The sequence below is a fragment of the Hyunsoonleella aestuarii genome, assembly GCF_006148925.1.
Taxonomy (GTDB): domain Bacteria; phylum Bacteroidota; class Bacteroidia; order Flavobacteriales; family Flavobacteriaceae; genus Algibacter_D; species Algibacter_D aestuarii.
On sequence record NZ_VAWB01000001.1, the window covers coordinates 1,690,307 to 1,709,209 of the forward strand.

The 18,903-nt window shown below is 32.7% G+C and carries 14 protein-coding genes and 1 tRNA gene; 12 read left to right on the top strand and 3 right to left on the bottom strand.

Features of this window, described 5'->3' with window-relative positions; translation table 11 throughout:
- Window positions 1-4 precede the first annotated feature (4 nt).
- Genes FEF17_RS07645 through FEF17_RS07655 form a run of 3 tightly spaced genes read left to right on the top strand, consistent with a single transcriptional unit; the run spans window position 5 to window position 4,473 of the window.
- Window positions 5-856 carry an N-acetylglucosamine kinase gene (locus FEF17_RS07645; protein WP_139001755.1) on the top strand — a complete coding sequence of 284 codons (852 nt, stop codon included), beginning with the start codon at window positions 5-7 and terminating at the stop codon, window positions 854-856.
- Window positions 843-4,142, top strand: a complete 3,300-nt coding sequence (locus tag FEF17_RS07650) for a VCBS repeat-containing protein (RefSeq protein ID WP_246046803.1) — start codon at window positions 843-845, stop codon at window positions 4,140-4,142. Before FEF17_RS07645 ends, FEF17_RS07650 begins: the two co-directional genes overlap by 14 nt.
- Entirely contained in the window at window positions 4,135-4,473 is a 339-nt protein-coding gene (locus FEF17_RS07655; protein ID WP_139001756.1) for a hypothetical protein, read from the top strand. The genes FEF17_RS07650 and FEF17_RS07655 overlap by 8 nt, the downstream gene beginning before the upstream one ends.
- 61 nt (window positions 4,474-4,534) lie before the next feature.
- Here the strand turns inward: FEF17_RS07655 and FEF17_RS07660 are convergent.
- A tRNA-Phe gene (locus tag FEF17_RS07660) sits at window positions 4,535-4,607 on the bottom strand.
- 160 nt (window positions 4,608-4,767) lie between these two features.
- Here FEF17_RS07660 and FEF17_RS07665 point away from each other — a divergent pair.
- From FEF17_RS07665 to FEF17_RS07695, 7 genes are all read left to right on the top strand, one after another.
- A complete protein-coding gene (locus FEF17_RS07665) occupies window positions 4,768-5,496 on the top strand; it encodes a type III pantothenate kinase (RefSeq protein WP_139001757.1) in 729 nt (242 codons plus the stop codon).
- A complete protein-coding gene (bamG, locus tag FEF17_RS07670; RefSeq protein WP_139001758.1) occupies window positions 5,496-6,806 on the top strand; it encodes a BamG family beta-barrel-assembly machinery protein in 1,311 nt (436 codons plus the stop codon). Before FEF17_RS07665 ends, bamG begins: the two co-directional genes overlap by 1 nt.
- An 18-nt stretch (window positions 6,807-6,824) precedes the next feature.
- On the top strand, window positions 6,825-8,207 hold the full coding sequence (locus FEF17_RS07675; protein ID WP_139001759.1) for a hypothetical protein: 1,383 nt from the start codon (window positions 6,825-6,827) through the stop codon (window positions 8,205-8,207).
- A gap of 2 nt (window positions 8,208-8,209) precedes the next feature.
- Window positions 8,210-8,764 carry an LPS export ABC transporter periplasmic protein LptC gene (lptC, locus tag FEF17_RS07680; RefSeq protein WP_246046804.1) on the top strand — a complete coding sequence of 185 codons (555 nt, stop codon included), beginning with the start codon at window positions 8,210-8,212 and terminating at the stop codon, window positions 8,762-8,764.
- A 43-nt stretch (window positions 8,765-8,807) separates the two neighbouring features.
- Window positions 8,808-9,002, top strand: a complete 195-nt coding sequence (locus FEF17_RS07685; RefSeq protein ID WP_139001760.1) for a hypothetical protein — start codon at window positions 8,808-8,810, stop codon at window positions 9,000-9,002.
- Window positions 9,003-10,292, top strand: a complete 1,290-nt coding sequence (locus FEF17_RS07690) for a hemolysin family protein (protein WP_139001761.1) — start codon at window positions 9,003-9,005, stop codon at window positions 10,290-10,292.
- A gap of 256 nt (window positions 10,293-10,548) precedes the next feature.
- Window positions 10,549-12,717 carry a peptidylprolyl isomerase gene (locus tag FEF17_RS07695; protein WP_139001762.1) on the top strand — a complete coding sequence of 723 codons (2,169 nt, stop codon included), beginning with the start codon at window positions 10,549-10,551 and terminating at the stop codon, window positions 12,715-12,717.
- Between the two features lie 57 nt (window positions 12,718-12,774).
- On the opposite strand, the gene FEF17_RS07700 is transcribed toward FEF17_RS07695, so the two are convergent.
- Window positions 12,775-13,695, bottom strand: a complete 921-nt coding sequence (locus tag FEF17_RS07700) for a GYDIA family GHMP kinase (protein ID WP_139001763.1) — start codon at window positions 13,693-13,695, stop codon at window positions 12,775-12,777.
- Window positions 13,688-15,013 carry a hydroxymethylglutaryl-CoA reductase, degradative gene (locus FEF17_RS07705; protein WP_139001764.1) on the bottom strand — a complete coding sequence of 442 codons (1,326 nt, stop codon included), beginning with the start codon at window positions 15,011-15,013 and terminating at the stop codon, window positions 13,688-13,690. The genes FEF17_RS07700 and FEF17_RS07705 overlap by 8 nt, the downstream gene beginning before the upstream one ends.
- A 238-nt stretch (window positions 15,014-15,251) precedes the next feature.
- On the opposite strand from FEF17_RS07705, the gene FEF17_RS07710 reads away from it, so the two are divergent.
- Both FEF17_RS07710 and FEF17_RS07715 read left to right on the top strand, forming a co-directional pair.
- Complete coding sequence (locus FEF17_RS07710) at window positions 15,252-17,486, top strand: S9 family peptidase (protein ID WP_139001765.1); 2,235 nt, start codon at window positions 15,252-15,254, stop codon at window positions 17,484-17,486.
- A 23-nt stretch (window positions 17,487-17,509) separates the two neighbouring features.
- Window positions 17,510-18,895, top strand: a complete 1,386-nt coding sequence (locus FEF17_RS07715) for a peptide MFS transporter (RefSeq protein ID WP_139001766.1) — start codon at window positions 17,510-17,512, stop codon at window positions 18,893-18,895.
- The last annotated feature ends 8 nt before the right edge of the window (window positions 18,896-18,903 follow it).

An 18,903-nucleotide genomic window follows, 5' to 3' on the forward strand; every position in this document is an offset into this window, starting at 1 on the left:
AATAATGATTTTAATTGCGGATAGCGGTTCTACCAAGTGCGACTGGGTTCTTTATGGAAATGATAAATTAAACCCCATCAAAATTCGGACTAAGGGATTAAACCCAGTAATTCTTTCAAAAAAAGAATTAAAAGCTATCATTTATAAAAACGAAGATTTATTTATTTATAAAGACCGTGTAAAATATATACATTTTTTTGGTGCAGGATGTGGGACAAAAAAGAATCAGCAAAAAATAAACAAGATTCTTACATCATTTTTTAAAAATGCTTCAGCTTTTACACATGAAGATATTATGGCCGCGGTTTATGCAACAACATCTAGTCCTGCTGTAGTTAGTATTTTGGGAACAGGTTCTAATTGTTGTTTTTTCGATGGTAAGAAAACACATCTAAAATCGCCGGCTTTAGGGTATGTTTTGATGGATGAAGGTAGCGGAAACTACTTTGGAAAAGAACTTTTAAAGGCCTATTATTACAATAAAATGCCAGAATCTTTAAGTGAGGTTTTTGAGTGTGATTATAATTTAAAAGAGAAGGAAGTTGTAAAGCAGCTTTATAAATCATCAACTCCCAACAAGTATTTGGCGAAGTTTGCACGATTTATGTTTGAACATAAGGACCATCCTTATATTCATAAGATTTTAATGGATGGAATAGAGTTATTTATTGAAAATAATATCATGCAATATAAAGAAGAACTAAAAAAGGTGCCGCTTCATTTTGTAGGATCTATTGCCTATTTTGCTCAAGATTATATACAGGAAGTATTAAGTGAAAAAGGTTTTCAGGCAACTCATTTTGTTAGAAGACCAATAGATAATATTATAACTAATATTGTTAGTGAAACAGTATAAACAATTATATTCAATTTTTACAAACGGGATAATTTTTTTATTGGTCCTTTTATCAGCTTGTTCAAAAGATAAAATTGATAACCCACCAGCTACTCTTTTTACTTTAATTGATAATGAACATAGTAACATTCATTTCATAAATGCTGTTAAAGAGGATCTATATTTCAATTTCATAAATTATTCTTACATCTACAATGGTGCTGGAGTAGCTGTAGGAGATGTAAATAATGATGGGCTAGAAGATTTATATTTCACTTCAAATCAAAATTCTAATAAACTTTATTTAAATAAAGGTGATTTTGAGTTCCAAGATATTACTAAAGAAGCCGGTGTAGTTGATGAAAATGGCTGGACTACTGGAGTTAGTTTGATAGATATAAACAATGATGGTTGGTTAGATATGTATGTGTGTAAATCTGGTGCGTTAAATAGTCATGACTTACGAAAAAATAAACTTTTTATAAACAATAAGGATAATTCCTTCAAAGAAATGGCAAAGGAGTTTGGCCTCGATCATAGCGGGTTTTCAGTTCAAGCTTATTTTTTTGATTATGATGGCGATGAAGATTTAGATATGTATTTGGTAAATCATCGTGCCGATTTTAGAAACAATACTACTATTGATATGAAAATTCAGGAAACCAAAGAGCCTTTTTTTTCAGATCAATTGTTTAGAAATGAAAAAGGAAAATTTATTAATGTAACAAAGGAGGCTGGCCTTGAAAATAAAGCTTGGGGTTTAAGTGCTTCGATTGGTGATTTTAATAATGACGACATTCCAGATATTTATGTGGCAAATGATTTTTTAGAACCAGATTTTCTCTATATCAACCAAGGTGACGGAACTTTTAAGGATGAAATACTAGAAAGATTCAAACATATCTCAGCAAATAGTATGGGGTCGGATTACGCAGATATAAATAATGATTTACTTCCCGATTTAGTTACTCTTGACATGATGGCTGAAGACCATATAAGAAGTAAAGAAAATATGGCGACAATGAGTACTGAAAATTTTAATGCAATTGTAGAAGCTGGTTACCATCATCAATACATGTCTAATATGCTGCAGTTAAATAATGCCAGCGGAGTTTTTAGTGAAATAGGTCAATTAAGTGGCATTGCAAAAACAGATTGGAGTTGGTCACCTTTAATCGCTGATTTTGATAACGATGGGTTTAATGATTTATTAATAACTAATGGTATTGAGAACGATTTGTCTAATCAGGATTTTAGGAATCAGATGAAAACCAATATTCAAAATAGGAAAAAGGTTTCTTTAGAAGAGGCTATAGGAATGATGCCTTCAAATAAACTTAGTAATTATGTTTTTCAGAATAATTCAGATTTGACTTTTACTAATGTTACTAAAGATTGGGGAATGGATCAAAAAGTTAATTCCACGGGAGCGGTTTATTCAGATTTAGATAATGATGGTGATTTAGATGTTGTTTTGAGTAATCAATCTGATCAGATTAGTGTTTACAGGAATAACTCAAATAATAATCACATAACCGTTATTTTATCAGGTTCAGATAAAAACCTGAATGGAATTGGTAGTGAGGTAATTGTTTATTCAGATAGTCTAAAACAAATGAAGTCTTTATTTGTTTCAAGGGGCTATCAGTCATCAGTCACCAATAAGTTACATTTTGGTTTAGGGCAAATTTCTAAGGTAGACAGTGTCTTGGTTAATTGGCCAAACGGAAAAGTTGAAGTAGTTTACAGTCCTCAGGTAAATTCTTCGATTGCTTTAAAGTATAATAATGCAAACGAGAGTGATATTAAGGAAGAATTGTCAATCCCCTATTTTAAAGACATAAACCCCGAGGATTTAGGAATTCGTTATGTTCAAAAAGAAAACTATTTCGATGATTTTAAGCACCAGCTTTTATTGCCTCAGAAACAATCTGAAAGTGGGAAACCATTGGCTGTTGGTGATGTAAACAAAGATGGGTTGCAAGATTTTTTTGTTGGAAACGCAAAGGACGCTCCGGCATCATTGTACTTTCAGAAGACAGATGGAACTTTTAGGGAAACAAATATAGCCTTATTTGAAGCTGAAAAGGTATTTGAAGATAAAGACGCAGTATTTATTGATGTTGATAATGATGAAGACTTAGATCTTTACGTAGCATCTGGCGGTTATGAATTTGCAGAAGAGTCTCAATTACTTCAAGATAGAATATACATTAACAATGGTGATGGGTTTTTTAAGAGGTCAAAGAATCTTGATAAAAACTTAAGAGGCACCAGCTGTGTAACTATTGCTGATTATGATTTGGATGGTGATTTAGATGTTTTTTTAGGAGGAGATGTCATTCATGGAAAATATCCTTTATCCTACAAATCAAGATTGCTTGAAAACATCAATGGGATACTGACGGAAGTTACTTCAGAATCTATAGATGGTCTTGCCGGCTTGGGAGTTGTAAAAGATGCAGTTTTTTCTGATTATGATAATGACGGCGATAAAGATTTGATTGTGGTAGGAGAGTGGATGCCAGTTGTGATTTTAAATAATGAAAAAGGTGAGTTTTACAAAAAGGAAATTGATGAATTAAAAAAATCGAATGGGTGGTATCAAAGTATAACGGCTCAAGATTTGGATAAAGATGGTAAACAGGATTATATTCTTGGGAATTTTGGAAAAAATAATAAATTTCATCCCACAGAAGATAAACCATTACATATTTATGCAGACTATTTAGACAACAATCAAACCTTTGATCTTGTATTAAGTAAGGTGTCACAAACTGGAGATTTATTACCAGTTAGAGGAAAAGAGTGTTCGTCACAACAAACCCCTTTTATTAATGATAAATTAAACACCTACAATGCTTTTGCAAATGCAACATTACCCGATATTTATGGAAATGACAAACTTAACAGGGCGACGCATTATCAAGCTTATAATTTCGAATCTAAAATTCTTATGAATAAGGGTAACGACCAATTTGAATACAGAAACATGCCGTCACAAGGGCAATTTTCACCTACCCTAGCGACCGCAGTTTTAGATGTGAATAAAGACGGTTATCTCGATGTTTTTGCAGTTGGTAATGATTATAGTGCTGAAGTAGAGACAATTCGCTACGATGCTTCCATGGGTTATGTATTATTAGGTCAAAGTGGGAGTAACTATTCAATCTTAAATGATAGCTCTTATTTTAATCCTAACGAAGCTAAATCAATAAATAAAATTAATATTAACAATGTTCCACATTTAATAATACTTAATAAGAACTTCAAGTTGAAAATTTTAAAAGTAGCTCAGAATGATTGATGAATATTTATCAAATAATAGATTAGATAGAATAAAAATTTCTTTTGGTAAGCCATTCCACATTTTTATCGAGGAAAAAATATTTTCCAATATTAATAGCTATGATAGGTTTTTAAATTGGGTTAGTGGGGAATTTGAATTAAATCTTCAAGATAACACAGATGGATTAAAAGTTTTCTTTCCAAATGAAAGACTTTCAGTTTCTAAGTTAGATTCCAATGGGGTTAATATTATAGCAGAAATTAAAGTAGAAGCAAAAATTATAAATAAGACCTTTAAATTAATCCATAAATTAGATGCAATTTATAATGGCGTCATATTAGATGAATAAAATTTATATTTATAATTGAAACAAAAAATCCCGTAAACAAAAGTGTTTCGGGATTTTTTTGTGGTACCTCCAGGAATCGAACCAGGGACACAAGGATTTTCAGTCCTTTGCTCTACCAACTGAGCTAAGGTACCTCGCCAAAGCGGATGCAAATATATTCATTTTTATTATTCACCAAAAGAAATTTTAAAAAATAGTTGAGTTTATTTTTCCAGTCGCGTATATATCATGTTATAACATATTAGAATCTTCCATCGGTCTATTTTTTTCGTAAATTTGACCTTTTCTTTAAAAATGAATCTAATAATAGATGTTGGGAATACTTATACAAAACTCGCGGTTTTTAGCAATGCAAAAATCATTCACAAGAAAAAAGTAAGACCTAAATATATTTTGAAGCATATTAATGCTTTAGTTGAAAACTATCCATCATTAAATAAGGCTGTGATTTCCTCCGTTGGTGAGATTAGTGAATCCACACTAAAGTCATTAAACCATAAGCTCAATCTATTAATTTTTAATTCGGAGACTAAAGTACCATTTGCAAATAAATATACAACACCTAAAACATTAGGAATAGATAGGTTAGCTTTAGTCAGTGCTTCAGTTTTAAAATTTAAAGAAAAGAATGTGTTAATTATTGATGCGGGGTCTTGTATAACTTATGATTTTATAAAGGCAAATAATGAATACTTAGGTGGAGCTATTTCTCCAGGCATACGTATGCGATATAAAGCCTTAAATAATTTTACTGCAAATTTGCCGTTGTTAGAGACAGAAAAGCCAAAGAACTTAACGGGAGATTCTACAAAAGAATCTATTCATTCTGGTGTTGTTTTTGGTGTTTTAAACGAGATAGATGGCGTTATTAATGCTTATAAACTAAAATATTCGGATTTAACAGTAATTTTAACAGGTGGAGATGCTAAATTCTTGTCTAAACAATTAAAAAGTAGCATATTTGCCAACTCTAATTTTCTTTTAGAGGGATTGAACTATATTTTAGAATTTAACTCAAATTAATGATTAAAAAACTTGTATTAGTTTTTATTGCTGTTTTTGCAATTCAAAGTTATGCCCAAGAGGGTACAGCCTCGCCTTATTCTTTTTATGGTATCGGAAGTCTAAAATTTAAAGGTACTGTCGAAAATAGAAGTATGGGAGGTCTAAGCATTTACAATGATAGTATCCATGTGAATTTGAGAAACCCTGCATCTTATGCAACGAGTAATTTGAATTTCTACGGAAACGAAAGTAGACCAGTAAAATTTTCTGTTGGAGGAGGATATTCCTCTTTAGATTTAAAAAGCGCAAATTCTGAAGGAAAGGCAAGTTCAACAACATTTGATTATTTAGCTTTATCGGTTCCAGTTGGAAGGTTTGGATTTGGGTTTGGTTTATTGCCTTATACTTCGGTAGGGTATAAATTGGAATCATTGAATGCTAATGGGAATATTGAAAATAGGTTTCGAGGTGAAGGCGGATTAAATAAAACTTTTGTGGGTGTTGGTTATCAAGTATCGAAGGGTTTAAGTATTGGGGTTGATGCTAATTATAATTTTGGGAATGTTCAAAATAATAATGTTGAGTTTGGATATGATTCTGATAATATACCATTGCAGTACCTATCTCGCGAAAACAATAGATCCGATTTAAGTGGTTTAAGTTTTAATATAGGCTTGTCTTATAATACTATGTTAAATGAAAAATTAGAGTTTGTGTCTGGATTAACTTATACTCCAGAAAGTAGTTTAACGTCAAAAAACGAAAGATCTTTTTCTACAGTAATTCTTGATTCCAATGGTAACGAAATAGAAGTAAATACTATTGATGCCGATTTAGAGCCTCAAGGGTTGAAAGAAACGGTGCTAACCTTGCCTTCAAGGTTGTCCTTCGGAGTAGGTATTGGAGAACCAAGAAAATGGTTCCTAGGTGCAGAGTATACAACACAGCAAACTAGTAATTTCTCAAATCCGTTATATTCAAGTAACGCAACTTCTTATGAAGATGGCTCAACAATTTCGGTAGGAGGGTTTTATATTCCACGTTATAATTCATTTAATGGTTATTTTAAAAGGGTTGTTTATCGTGCAGGATTGCGCTATGAAGAAACAGGTTTAAATTTAAATAACGAATCAATTAATGAGTTTGGCATATCTTTTGGAGTAGGATTACCAGTTGGAGCAGTCACCTCATTTTCTAACATAAACATGGGGGTTGAAATTGGAAAACGTGGCACGACCAACAATAACTTAATACAAGAGAATTTTATTAATTTCCAAATAAGCTTATCTTTGAATGATAGATGGTTTGTTAAAAGGAAATATAACTAACAGCGTAAAATTATTATCATGAAGACGAAAATTACATTACTATTCACATTACTATTTTTGACCTTTAACTTAAGCTTCTCTCAAGCTAACGAAGAAGATATGACTAGCTTGTCAATAATGACCGAGTATGCTAAAGCTAAGAATTATGAGGCAGCTTATAAACCTTTCATGGAACTTAGAGAAAGAAACCCAAAGTTTAATAGAGCCATATATGTATATGGTGAAAAAATCTTGGACAATAAAATAGATAAGGCTGCAGGATCTGCAAAAGTTCCTTTTATTAACGATCTTTTAAAATTATGGGAGCAACGTTCTCAGTATTTTGCTAGTAAAACTCCAAAAGGTGAATATGCAGCCAAAGCTTGTCAGTTAATGTATGATAATAAGGATATTTTAGGTAAAAGTGATTCAGAATTATACGATTGTTTTGATACTGCTTATAAAGCAGATAAAGCAACATTCACCAACCCAAAAAGTTTATATACATACTTCTCGTTAATGGTAGGTTTATTTGATGCTGGAAAAAAATCTGATGCTGATTTATTTAACAAATACGATGACGTTGTAGAGAAAGTTGAAGATGAAGTTAAAAACTACTCGAGTAAAGTAAATAAGTTAATTACGAAAGAAGAATCAGGTACGGCTTTAACAAGCAAAGAGAAGCGATATAAAAAATCATATGAAAGTTACTTAAAGGCTTATGATAAGATTGCTGGGAGTATTGATTCTAAGTTAGGTGATAGAGCAAATTGTGAAAACTTAATTCCTTTATACACTAAAGATTTTGAAGCTAATAAAACAAACCCTATTTGGTTACAAAGAGCTGCAGGAAAAATGTCTGAGAAAGAATGTACAGACGATCCATTATTCTTCAAGTTAGTAAATGCTTATCATGAATTAAGTCCATCTGCAAATTCGGCATACTATTTAGGTATCTTAAAGGATAAAGAAGGAAATCCAAATGAAGCTATTGCCTTTTACAAACAAGCTATCGATTTAGAGACAGACGATTTTAAAAAGTCTAAACTTAACAACAGAATTGGATTAAAATTAAAAGCTAAACATAGATATGGTCAAGCAAGAGGTTTCTTTAGAGAGGCCCTAAAATTAAATCCTTCTAATGGTCGTCCATATTTATCTATCGCAGCAATGTATGCGTCTAGTGCTAAGGATTGTGGTGATTCAAACTTCAATAAAAGAGCAGTTTATTGGTTAGCAGCAGACGAGGCTAGAAAAGCAGCACGTGTAGATGCGACTTTATCGAAAGCAGCTTCTCAGTCGGTGGCTAACTATACGGCTAAAGCACCGACAAAAGCGGAAATATTTAGTGCTGGAAATGCAGGACAAACAATAAAAGTCGCATGTTGGATAGGTTCTTCTGTAAAAGTTCCAAACATATAAATGTGAAAGCATTTTTAAAATATAATTTTCTTAACATAGTCACCATATTAATGGTGACTATGTTTTTTTCATGTAAAGACAACTTTGACGATGTTCAAAAAATTGGCATTTCAGAAAATGAGCCTATTGGAGTTGCAGAAAACATTAATTTAAAGCATACCGATTCTGGTAAAATAAAAGCGATTCTTATAAGCGATAAGATGTTAGATTATTCTAATAGAGAATTTGCCTTTAACGAATTTCCAGAGGGAATTGTTTTAGATGTTTTTGATGATAATAATCAAAAGAGTGTAATTGTTTCAGACTATGCTATCGTTTATAATAAAACCGACTTAATCGATTTACAAGGCAATGTTAGAATTGCAACACACAGTCAAGACACTTTGTTTGCAGAACAACTATATTATGATCAAAAGAGAGAATGGCTCTTCACCAATAAGCCTGTTACTTTTAGAACGGGATCCGATGTAATTAACGGTAATGGCTTCGATTCAGATACTAAATTTACTAATGCCAGAGTGCTAGAAGTAACAGGTATAATTAGCGTCGATGAGTAACTTGCGTTTCTTATTTTAGTATCTTTGTAAATAAATTTTATACATGAAGTATTCTAAGTTTTTTCAGTATGCCTACATCGTTTTTGCAGCACTTTTTATTTATGATGCCGTAGATAAGTATTTTAATCAAGATGTTGTTGCTTACACTTCAATTTTACTTGGTGCAACCGCAGTTTTTATGTTCTTTTTTAGAAGAAAGTTTAGTAGAAAATTTGATAATAGAGATCAATCCAAATAGATGAGTGTTGAGATAGTTGTAATTATTCTATCCTTATTACTTTCAGCTTTTTTTTCTGGTATGGAAATAGCTTATGTGTCTTCCAATAAGATACATATTGAAATTGAAAAAAAGCAAGAAGGCTTATTAGCTAAAATATTGGCTAAACTTACTGAAAAGCCTTCCAAATTTATAGCAACCATGCTGATAGGTAATAATATAGCATTGGTTATTTATGGATTATTTATGGGGGATTTATTGATGGATTGGTTCCAATCTTTAACACCTGCATCATCCATTTTTTTAGATTATATGTTAACCGATTTAAGTTTATTATCTCAAACTATAATCTCAACCATTGTGATTTTAATTACTGCAGAATTTCTACCCAAAGTATTTTTTCAAATATATGCCAATACATTGATTAAGGCATTGGCTCTTCCGGCTTATGTGTTTTATGTTTTATTCACTTTTGTTTCAGATTTTGTCATGTGGATATCAGATACTGTGCTGAGGTTGTTTTTTAAAACAGAAGGCGATCAAATCCAATTAGCATTTACAAAAGTAGAATTAGGAAACTATATTAGCGAACAAATGGAATCGGTTGAAGAACATGACGAGGTAGATTCAGAGATTCAAATATTTCAAAATGCACTGGAATTTTCAGAAGTTAAAGCTCGGGAGGTTATGGTGCCTAGAACCGAAATTATCGCGGTTGAAATAAATGAATCACTAAAAACGCTTAATGCTATTTTCACAGAGTCTGGTCGTACTAAGATTTTAGTTTATAAAGAAACTATTGATGATATTTTGGGGTATGTACATTCTTTTGAATTGTTCAAGAAACCAAAGACTATTAAATTGGCAATGCTCCCTGTAGAGTTCATTCCAGAAACTGTACTTATAAAAGATGTTTTGAATGTGCTTACCAAAAAGCACAAAAGTATTGCAGTGGTGCTGGATGAATATGGCGGAACAAAAGGTATTTTAACTGTTGAAGATATTGTTGAAGAGTTGTTTGGTGAAATTGAGGATGAACATGACACGGTCGATTTAATTGAGGAGAAAACCGGTGAGGGTATCTATACGTTTTCAGCGAGACTAGAAGTAGATTATATCAATGAAGCATATAAGCTCGATCTTCCCGAAAGTGAAAACTATGAAACTTTAGGTGGTTTAATTGTGAATCACACAGAAGAGATACCAGCGCAAAACGAAATACTTATTGTAGAAACATTCCAGTTCACAATTTTAGAGGTTTCTAACACTAAAATTGATCTTGTTGAACTCAAAGTTTTAGAGGAAGATTAGTATAAAGAAATTAACAGTGCTTTATGCTTTTATTACCTGAAAACGAAGTAAATACTGCGGAGTTATTTTGTTTGTCGGTAATAATTGAAATTCAACAAGAAAATATAAAAGTTTCAAGCAATTAAAGCATACATCTACTTTTATTATTAAATAGAAAATGGTATTTTCGCGCACGATATTTTTGTCAAATCGTGATTTTTGGCAAGTAAATTCATAATTAAATCCTCCTCAAAGGGCATAAATTTTTAAATAACAAATGGCAGTTTTAAATAAAATTAGACAACGTTCACTTTTTTTAATCTTAATTATTGCGTTGGCATTATTTTCTTTTGTGTTAGCAGATTTATTCAAAAACAGTGATGCGCTAACATCGAAATCCCAAAACATTGTAGCAACTATAAATGGTAAGGATATCACCCGAGAAGATTTTCTTCAAAAGGTAGAAAATGCCCAACGACAAGCAGGTCCTAATGCAACTAGCACACAAGTAATGAATCGTATATGGGATCAAGAGGTTAGACAAGCGGTTATGGAAACTCAGTTTGAAGAGCTAGGGATTTCTGTTGAGAAGGATCAAATGCGTGATATTTTAAAAACATCTTTTGCAACTAATCCTCAATTTTTAAATGAGGCGGGATTATTTGATGAAAATAAGCTAAACGAATTTATAGCCAATTTAAAAGATATATCTCCACAGCCAGGATTTTTTGGAGGACAGCCAATAACCTATTCAGATTGGGTTAATTACGAAAAGCAATTAGCGTCTAATACACTTAATCAAAACTATTTTAACTTAGTTAAAGCGGGTCTAAATGGAACTTTAGCTGAAGGCGAATTGGAGCATAAACTTCAAGGAAATAAAGTAGATATTAAATATATACAAATTCCTTATTCAACTATTGCGGATAGCACCATTGCGGTAACTAAGTCTGATATTTCATCTTATATCAATAAGAATAAGAAAAAATACGAGGTTGAGGCATCGAGAGATATTCGTTATGTCGAGTTTAAAGAAGTTGCAACTGTAGAGGACGAAAATGCCATTAAAGCAGATTTGGAAACCTATTTAAATGGAAGGTTTGTTGACGAAACAGGTAGAAAAGATACAATTATAGCGTTCTCGAAAGTGAAGAATAATGCAGATTATATTAATCTAATTGCTGGATCGTTAGAGAAGTTTAACGACCGTTTCGTATATAAATCGAGTTTACCTACAGCACATGCCGACACTATTTTTGGAATGAATGTAGATGAGGTTTATGGACCATATAAAGATGCAGGAAACTTTAAATTAACCAAGGTTATTGGTTTTAAAAAGATAGCGGATTCTGTTCAATCAAGTCATATAATTGTCCCTTTTATTGGATCTCGAGCTGCTACTGCTGAAACTACAACAACTAAAGATCAAGCAAAAAAGATAGTTGATAGCTTGTTGCCTTTAGTTAAAAATAGCAAAACTAAGTTCAACGAAGTTGCAAATGAAATTAATACTGATGGTACTAAAGGGAAAGATGGTAGTATTGGGTGGATAAGATATTCAACGTTTAACCCTGCAAGTTTTGATCCTGATTTTGCGGACTTTTTGTTTGAAAATGAATCAGGAGAAGTAGATGCTGTATTAACTCAATTTGGATATCACATTATTAGAATTGATGATAAAAAAGCAGTTGATAATGCCATAAAAATTGGAACTATTTCAAGAAAGATAGAGCCATCTGAAGCTACGATTAATAAAGTATTTAGAGACGCTTCAAATTTTGAAATAAAGGTTGCAAATAATGATTTTGAAGCGACAGCTACTGAAAGTAATTATACTATACGACCAATTAACGGCATAAAAGCTTTAGATGAAAACATAACGGGCATAGGTAGTCAAAGACCAATTGTGCGTTGGACGTTTGAAGACGAGTCTGAAGCAGGTGATATAAAGCGTTTTAATATTCCTGATGGATATGCCATTGCGCAATTAGTTGCAAAACATGAAGAAGGGCTTATGGCCATAGAGGATGCTTCTGCTACCGCCTTACCAGCTATTCGTAAAGAAAAGAAAGCCCAAATTATAAAAGATCGAATTTCAGCAACTACTTTAGAGGATTTAGCGGCGGCAGAAAACACAACAGCTCGATCTGCTTCTGCACTTACTATGAAAACTCCAACCATTTCTGGTGCTGGAAGAGAACCACTTGTTGTTGGAGCGGCTTTTGGTCTAGCAGAAGGAAAGACTTCAAAACCAATAGCTGGGGAAAACGGTGTTTATATGATTGAAGTTACTAAAGTAACACCAGCAGTAGAATTAGATAATTATCAAGCATCCGCAAATAGAGTAGCTCAGCAAAAAACAAATGCTGTAAATACAAAAGTATACGATGCGCTAAAAGCAGCGGCAGACATTGAAGATAATAGAGTTGCTACCCAAGTGCAGTAAATAAAACTAAAATTTAAATAAGAAGAGCCTTAATAATTTTGAGGCTTTTTTTATGCACTATAATACCATTTTCTCGTATGGAATGATGGTGTTAAACCCTTTTTCTTTAAAATAGGCTTCGGGGTTGGTTCGAGAAGTAACCATAATAAAGTCGCCACCCCAGGCACCTAGACTTTTTATGCTTCCTTTATAATCATTAAATAGGAGCCTTTTTATAGGTGTTTGATTGGTAAGGTCACCTATAATGTTTTCATGTTTATCGATAAGGTATTCAAAATCCTCTAAGTTTTTACAGGAAATTACCTTTTCGGTAATCAAGTTGATGTCTTTAATACATGATGTAGCATTTTGTTTATTTGCATGATAGTGTTTAATTCCTTCGCGGCTGTTTTGTTTTTTATTTAAATAAACAAAGAAGATATTTTCTTTAAATGATGGGTTGAAATCGACAGACTTAGCTACTCTTTTTTCTTTGTTATTAGAAGCTAATTGATAGGTTATTGGGGTGTTATTTTTGGCGCATGCTATATCATATCCACTTCCGCCAAATGTTAATTCTAGTAACTTATAGGGGTCAACCTGAGCCCATTGAGCAATATTATTGATTAATGTCGAAGATGTGCCCAGTCCCCAATGTTTTGGAAAAGTTAATTTAGTTGTTGCTTGATAACCTTGGTTGTCGCTCAAGAATCTTGGATTTAAAGACCTTGCACTACATAATATTTGAATTAGTCGATCTTCGATATTGTTCGGGGCTTTGGTCTCATTACCTATATTTTCAATAGCAAAATTACTTTCAAACCAAATGGCGTCGGTTTCATCAAAACTCTTCCAAATAATTTTTGGTTTGTCAATCGAATTTATTTCAAGTAATTGACCAAACTTGGTAGGAATGGCTAATGCTAAAGCGCCATCTAATACAGCGTATTCACCAGTGAGTAATAATTTACCGTTACTATAGAATTTGTTACTATTCACTTTTTATTCTAAGCTTATTTATGGCATCAACAACGGCGCTATGACTAACAGCATTGGTTTTAAAATATGTCGTTAAAATATTTTTTTCTTCCTTACTAGCTTCAAATTGATTTAAAATATTCATTAAGTGCATTTTCATATGACCTTGCTGAATACCAGTTGTAGTGAGCGAACGCAGTGCTGCAAAGTTTTGAGCCAATCCTGCTACCGCCACAATCTGCATTAATTCTTTGGCAGAAGGGTGATGTAATAATTCAAGAGATAATTTAACTAATGGATGTAGCTTAGTAAGTCCTCCAACAGTGCCTAAAGCCAATGGAATTTCCATCCAAAAACTAAAAATGCCATTTTCTATTTTGGCATGAGACAAACTACTGTATTGACCTTTTCTTGAAGCATAAGCATGCACACCAGCTTCAACGGCTCTAAAATCGTTCCCTGTAGCTAATACCACGGCATCAATACCATTCATAATCCCTTTATTATGGGTCACGGCACGATAGGGTTCTATTTCTGCAATGTTAACAGCTTGAACAAATTTATTTGCAAACTCTTGAGGCGATATCGAATCATTTTCTGTTAGTTCATTCACTTTGCAACCAACCTCAGCTCTAACCAAGCAGTTGGGAACATAGTTAGATAAGATGCTCATAACAATGTGAATCTGTTTCTCTTCTTCCGAGAAAAGGTCAAATCCTAAAGCTTCATTTTTAAACGTTTTTGCAAACTGTTCTAAGCATGAATTTATAAAATTGGCACCCATAGCATCCAGCGTTTCAAACGAGGCATGTAGCTGGTAGTAACCCTCCAAATTTTCTGTTTTATCTCGTAATTCAATATCTAAGACACCACCACCTCTGGATTCCATATTCTTGGTAAGGTGTTTGGATTCACTTAAAAGTTTTGGTTTAACTGAATTAAAAAAAGTTTTAAGTTTATTAAAATCACCGGTATAAATAAAGTGAACTTGTCCAATTTTAGTTGTAGAAATCACTTCGGTTTTAAAACCACCTCGATCTAACCAAAATTTAGCAGCCTTACTAGCTGCAGCGACAACCGAGCTTTCTTCAATGGCCATGGGTATGGTATAAAGTCTGTCGTTTATAAGAAAATTAGGAGCTACACCTAAGGGTAAATAGTAATTTGTAATCGTGTTTTCTATAAACTCATCATGCAATTGCTGAATCTTTTCGTTCGTATTCCAATATTGCTTAATAATTTTTTTAGCATCATCAGAATTTGAAAAATAGGTATTAACTATCCAGTCTATTTTTTTTGATTTAGATAGTTTAGAAAAACCAGCAATCGTTTTACTCATAAAAATTAGTTTAAGTTGCAAAGATAAGACTCTTGGTATGAATATTGAATATCTTGATTTACCAAGTTATTTAAGTGTTAATAATTACGGTTTTTTGCATAATTTTTAGTAAACTTGACATCATTTTATGAAATAAACATTTTTTTTAATGAAACGCCCAAAATTCATTATTTAATTTTAATGATTCTCGCACTTTGGAACGTGATAATAAACTATTTAAAACAGTAGCAATCTACAAATGAAATACCTTAATTTTTCCCTTGGCATCTGCCTTTTTTTAGCAACAATTTTAACAGCACAGACAAAACAAATTAGTATAGAAGAAATTTGGAATGGCACCTTTAGAACAGAAGGTATGGATGTGCTACATTCTATGAAGAATGGACAACAATATTCTGTTTTAAATTTTGATCAAGCTTCCAGAAGTACGTCGGTAGATATTTACGACTACAAGACTTTAGAGAAAATTAAAACACTTGTTAGTTCTGCCGATTTGGAAGATCTGGCTTACTTCACAGATTATAAATTTAGTAACGATGAGCAAAAAGTAATTTTGGCTACAAATGAAGAATCTATTTTTCGTCGTTCTGTGTTGGGGAATTATTTTGTTTATACCATCAATGATAAATCACTTGACTTAATTTCTGAGGATAAAATACAAGAGCCTACTTTTTCTCCAGATGGAACTAAAGTCGCCTATGCAAAAAATAATAACTTATTTGTGAAAGATTTAAAGTCTGGGGAAACCATACAAATAACTTTTGATGGTAAAAAGAATGAAATAATAAATGGTATTACCGATTGGGTCTATGAAGAAGAATTTGCTTTTGTTCGTGCCTTCGAATGGAATGCGGATAGCAATAAAATAGCTTTTATAAGATTTGATGAAACCAACGTTCCAGAGTTTTCTATGGATGTTTATGGAACTGGGCTTTATCAAACACAACACGTATTTAAATACCCTAAAGCAGGAGAAACTAATTCGCTAGTGTCGCTTTATATTTATAATCTTAATAATGGAGCAACTAACGAAGTTAAATTGGGGAAATCTTATAACGACTTTTATATTCCACGTATCGAATGGACAAATAAACCCGATGTTTTGAGCGCACATTACATGAATAGACATCAAAATGAATTGGATTTGTGGATGATTAACGCGAAAACAAACACATCTAATTTAGTGCTAGCAGAAAAAGACAAGGCCTATATAGATGTAACAGATAATCTTACTTTTTTAAAAGACAATAGTTTTATTTGGACAAGTGAAAAGGACGGTTTTAATCATATTTATCATTACAGTGAAGAAGGTAAGCTTATAAATCAAGTTACAAAAGGGAACTGGGAAGTCACTAATTATTATGGTTATGATGAAAATACGAATAGAATTTTTTATCAGTCTGTTGAAAATGGCTCGATAAATCGAGACGTATATTCAATTAAGCTTAACGGTAGAAATAAACAAAGATTAACCAAAAGTGAAGGAACGAACAACGCATCATTTAGTGCCGATTTTTCATATTTTATCAATACTTTTTCCAGTGCTTCGATACCGCCTGAATACTCTCTAAATAGTTCAGCTTCAGGAAATCTTATAAAAAGCATAAAAGATAATGATGTCTTATCACAAAATCTTTCTAATTATAAGACCTCTAAAAAAGAGTTTAGTACTATTCGTGTAAATGGAAACGATTTAAATATGTGGATGATTAAACCAGCCGATTTTGATGCTTCTAAACAGTATCCGCTATTTATGACACAATATTCTGGACCAGGATCCCAATCGGTTGAAAATAGTTGGAACGGTGCAAACGATTACTGGTTTCAACATTTAGCACAAGAAGGTTATATTATAGTTTGTGTAGATGGTCGTGGTACAGGATTTAAAGGTGCCGAGTTTAAAAAAGTAACGCAGAACGAATTGGGTAAGTATGAAGTTGAAGACCAGATTCAGGCAGCAAGACAATTAGGCGAATTACCGTATATTGATAAAACTAGAATCGGAATATGGGGGTGGAGTTATGGAGGTTTTATGAGTAGTAATTGTTTATTTAAAGGCAACAATGTTTTTAAAATGGCAATTGCCGTTGCACCAGTAACCAGTTGGCGTTTTTATGATACTATTTATACCGAGCGTTATATGACAACACCACAAGAAAACCCAAGTGGTTATGATGATAACTCACCAATTAATCATATAGATAAACTTGAAGGCGATTTTCTATTAGTGCATGGATCTGCAGATGATAACGTACATTTACAAAATACCATGCGATTAGCAGAAGCATTAATTCAGGCTAATAAACCATTCGATTGGGCAGTTTATCCAGATGATAATCATGGGATTTACGGCGGAAATACTAGACTTCATTTATATAATAAAATGACCAAGTTTATCCATAATAATCTTGGTGATAAAAGAAATAAGGAAGAGAAAGTTGGAGTAAAGGAAAAAGTGGAAATTAAAGGATAGAATACTAACTAACAATTATATATATGGCGAATTCAGCTACGATTAAACAAAAAGAATTATTTGGACATCCAGTAGGATTATTTGTGCTCTTTTTTACCGAAATGTGGGAACGCTTTTCTTATTACGGAATGAGGGCTATTTTGGTATTATATTTAGTCGGTCTGACTACCGATGCAAATCCAGGATTAGGATGGTCCAATGGTGAAGCTTTAGCCTTGTATGGTTGGTATACCATGATGGTCTATGTGATGTCGATCCCAGGAGGAATAATTGCAGATAAGTTATTAGGTCAAAAAAAGTCTGTCTTAGTTGGAGGAGTTTTATTGGTATTAGGACACAGTATATTGGCAGTTGAGGAAATGTGGGCCTTTTATACTGGATTAGTACTGATTGTTTGTGGAGTAGGTATGCTTAAGCCAAATATATCTACAATGGTTGGTGGTTTGTACGAAAAAGGTGATATAAGAAGAGATAAAGGTTTCACGATTTTTTATATTGGAATAAATGTTGGGGCATTTTTATCTAGTTTAGTTGTTGGTTATGTTGGAGAAGTTCATGGATGGCATTATGGATTTGGACTTGCAGGAATAGGAATGGCAGCCGGTTTAATACAATATCTTATAGGGTTAAAACATTTAACTCATGTAGGTAATTTTTTAGGAGCATCTCAAAATGATAAAGATAAGGAGCTAATGAAAAAACCACTTACCAAAATTGAAAAAGACAGGGTTGTGGTATTGCTTCTTTCGTTTTTATTAGTAATAGTTTTCTGGGGGGCGTTTGAGCAAGCTGGAGGTTTAATGAATATCTATACTTCTGAAAAAACAAATAGAATGCTTATGGGCTGGGAAGTTCCAGCAACATGGTTTCAGTCTTTAAATGCAATGTTTATTATCTTTTTAGGAACTTCTGTGGCAGCATATTGGGCAGCTCGTAAATTAAAAGGGAAAGCGGCTTCAGGTTTGTTTAAAATGATAATTGGCCTCATTATTATGGGAACAGGTTTCTTTTTTATGACTGCTGCAACAGCACAATATGAATCAACAGGATCTTCAGCGATGTACTGGTTGGTGTTAGCGTATTTGTTTCACACAGTAGGGGAACTATGTTTGTCTCCAGTGGCGTTGTCCTATACTACAAAATTAGCGCCTGTTAAATATGCTTCTTTAATGATGGGTATTTATTTTGCTATGACAGGTTTTGGAAGTAAGCTAGCAGGACTCCTCGGGGAATGGTCAGAAAGTCTTGGAGAATATACAATTTTTACGGGTATTGCAGTTTTTTGTGTTGTTTTAGGAGGTTTGGTGTTAGCTATAAGAAAAAAATTAGAACACTTAACTCATGGCGCTGAAGATGACGAACATGTTATTCATGATGAAGCAGAAGGTTTTGAATTAGCTGATAATTAATACATATT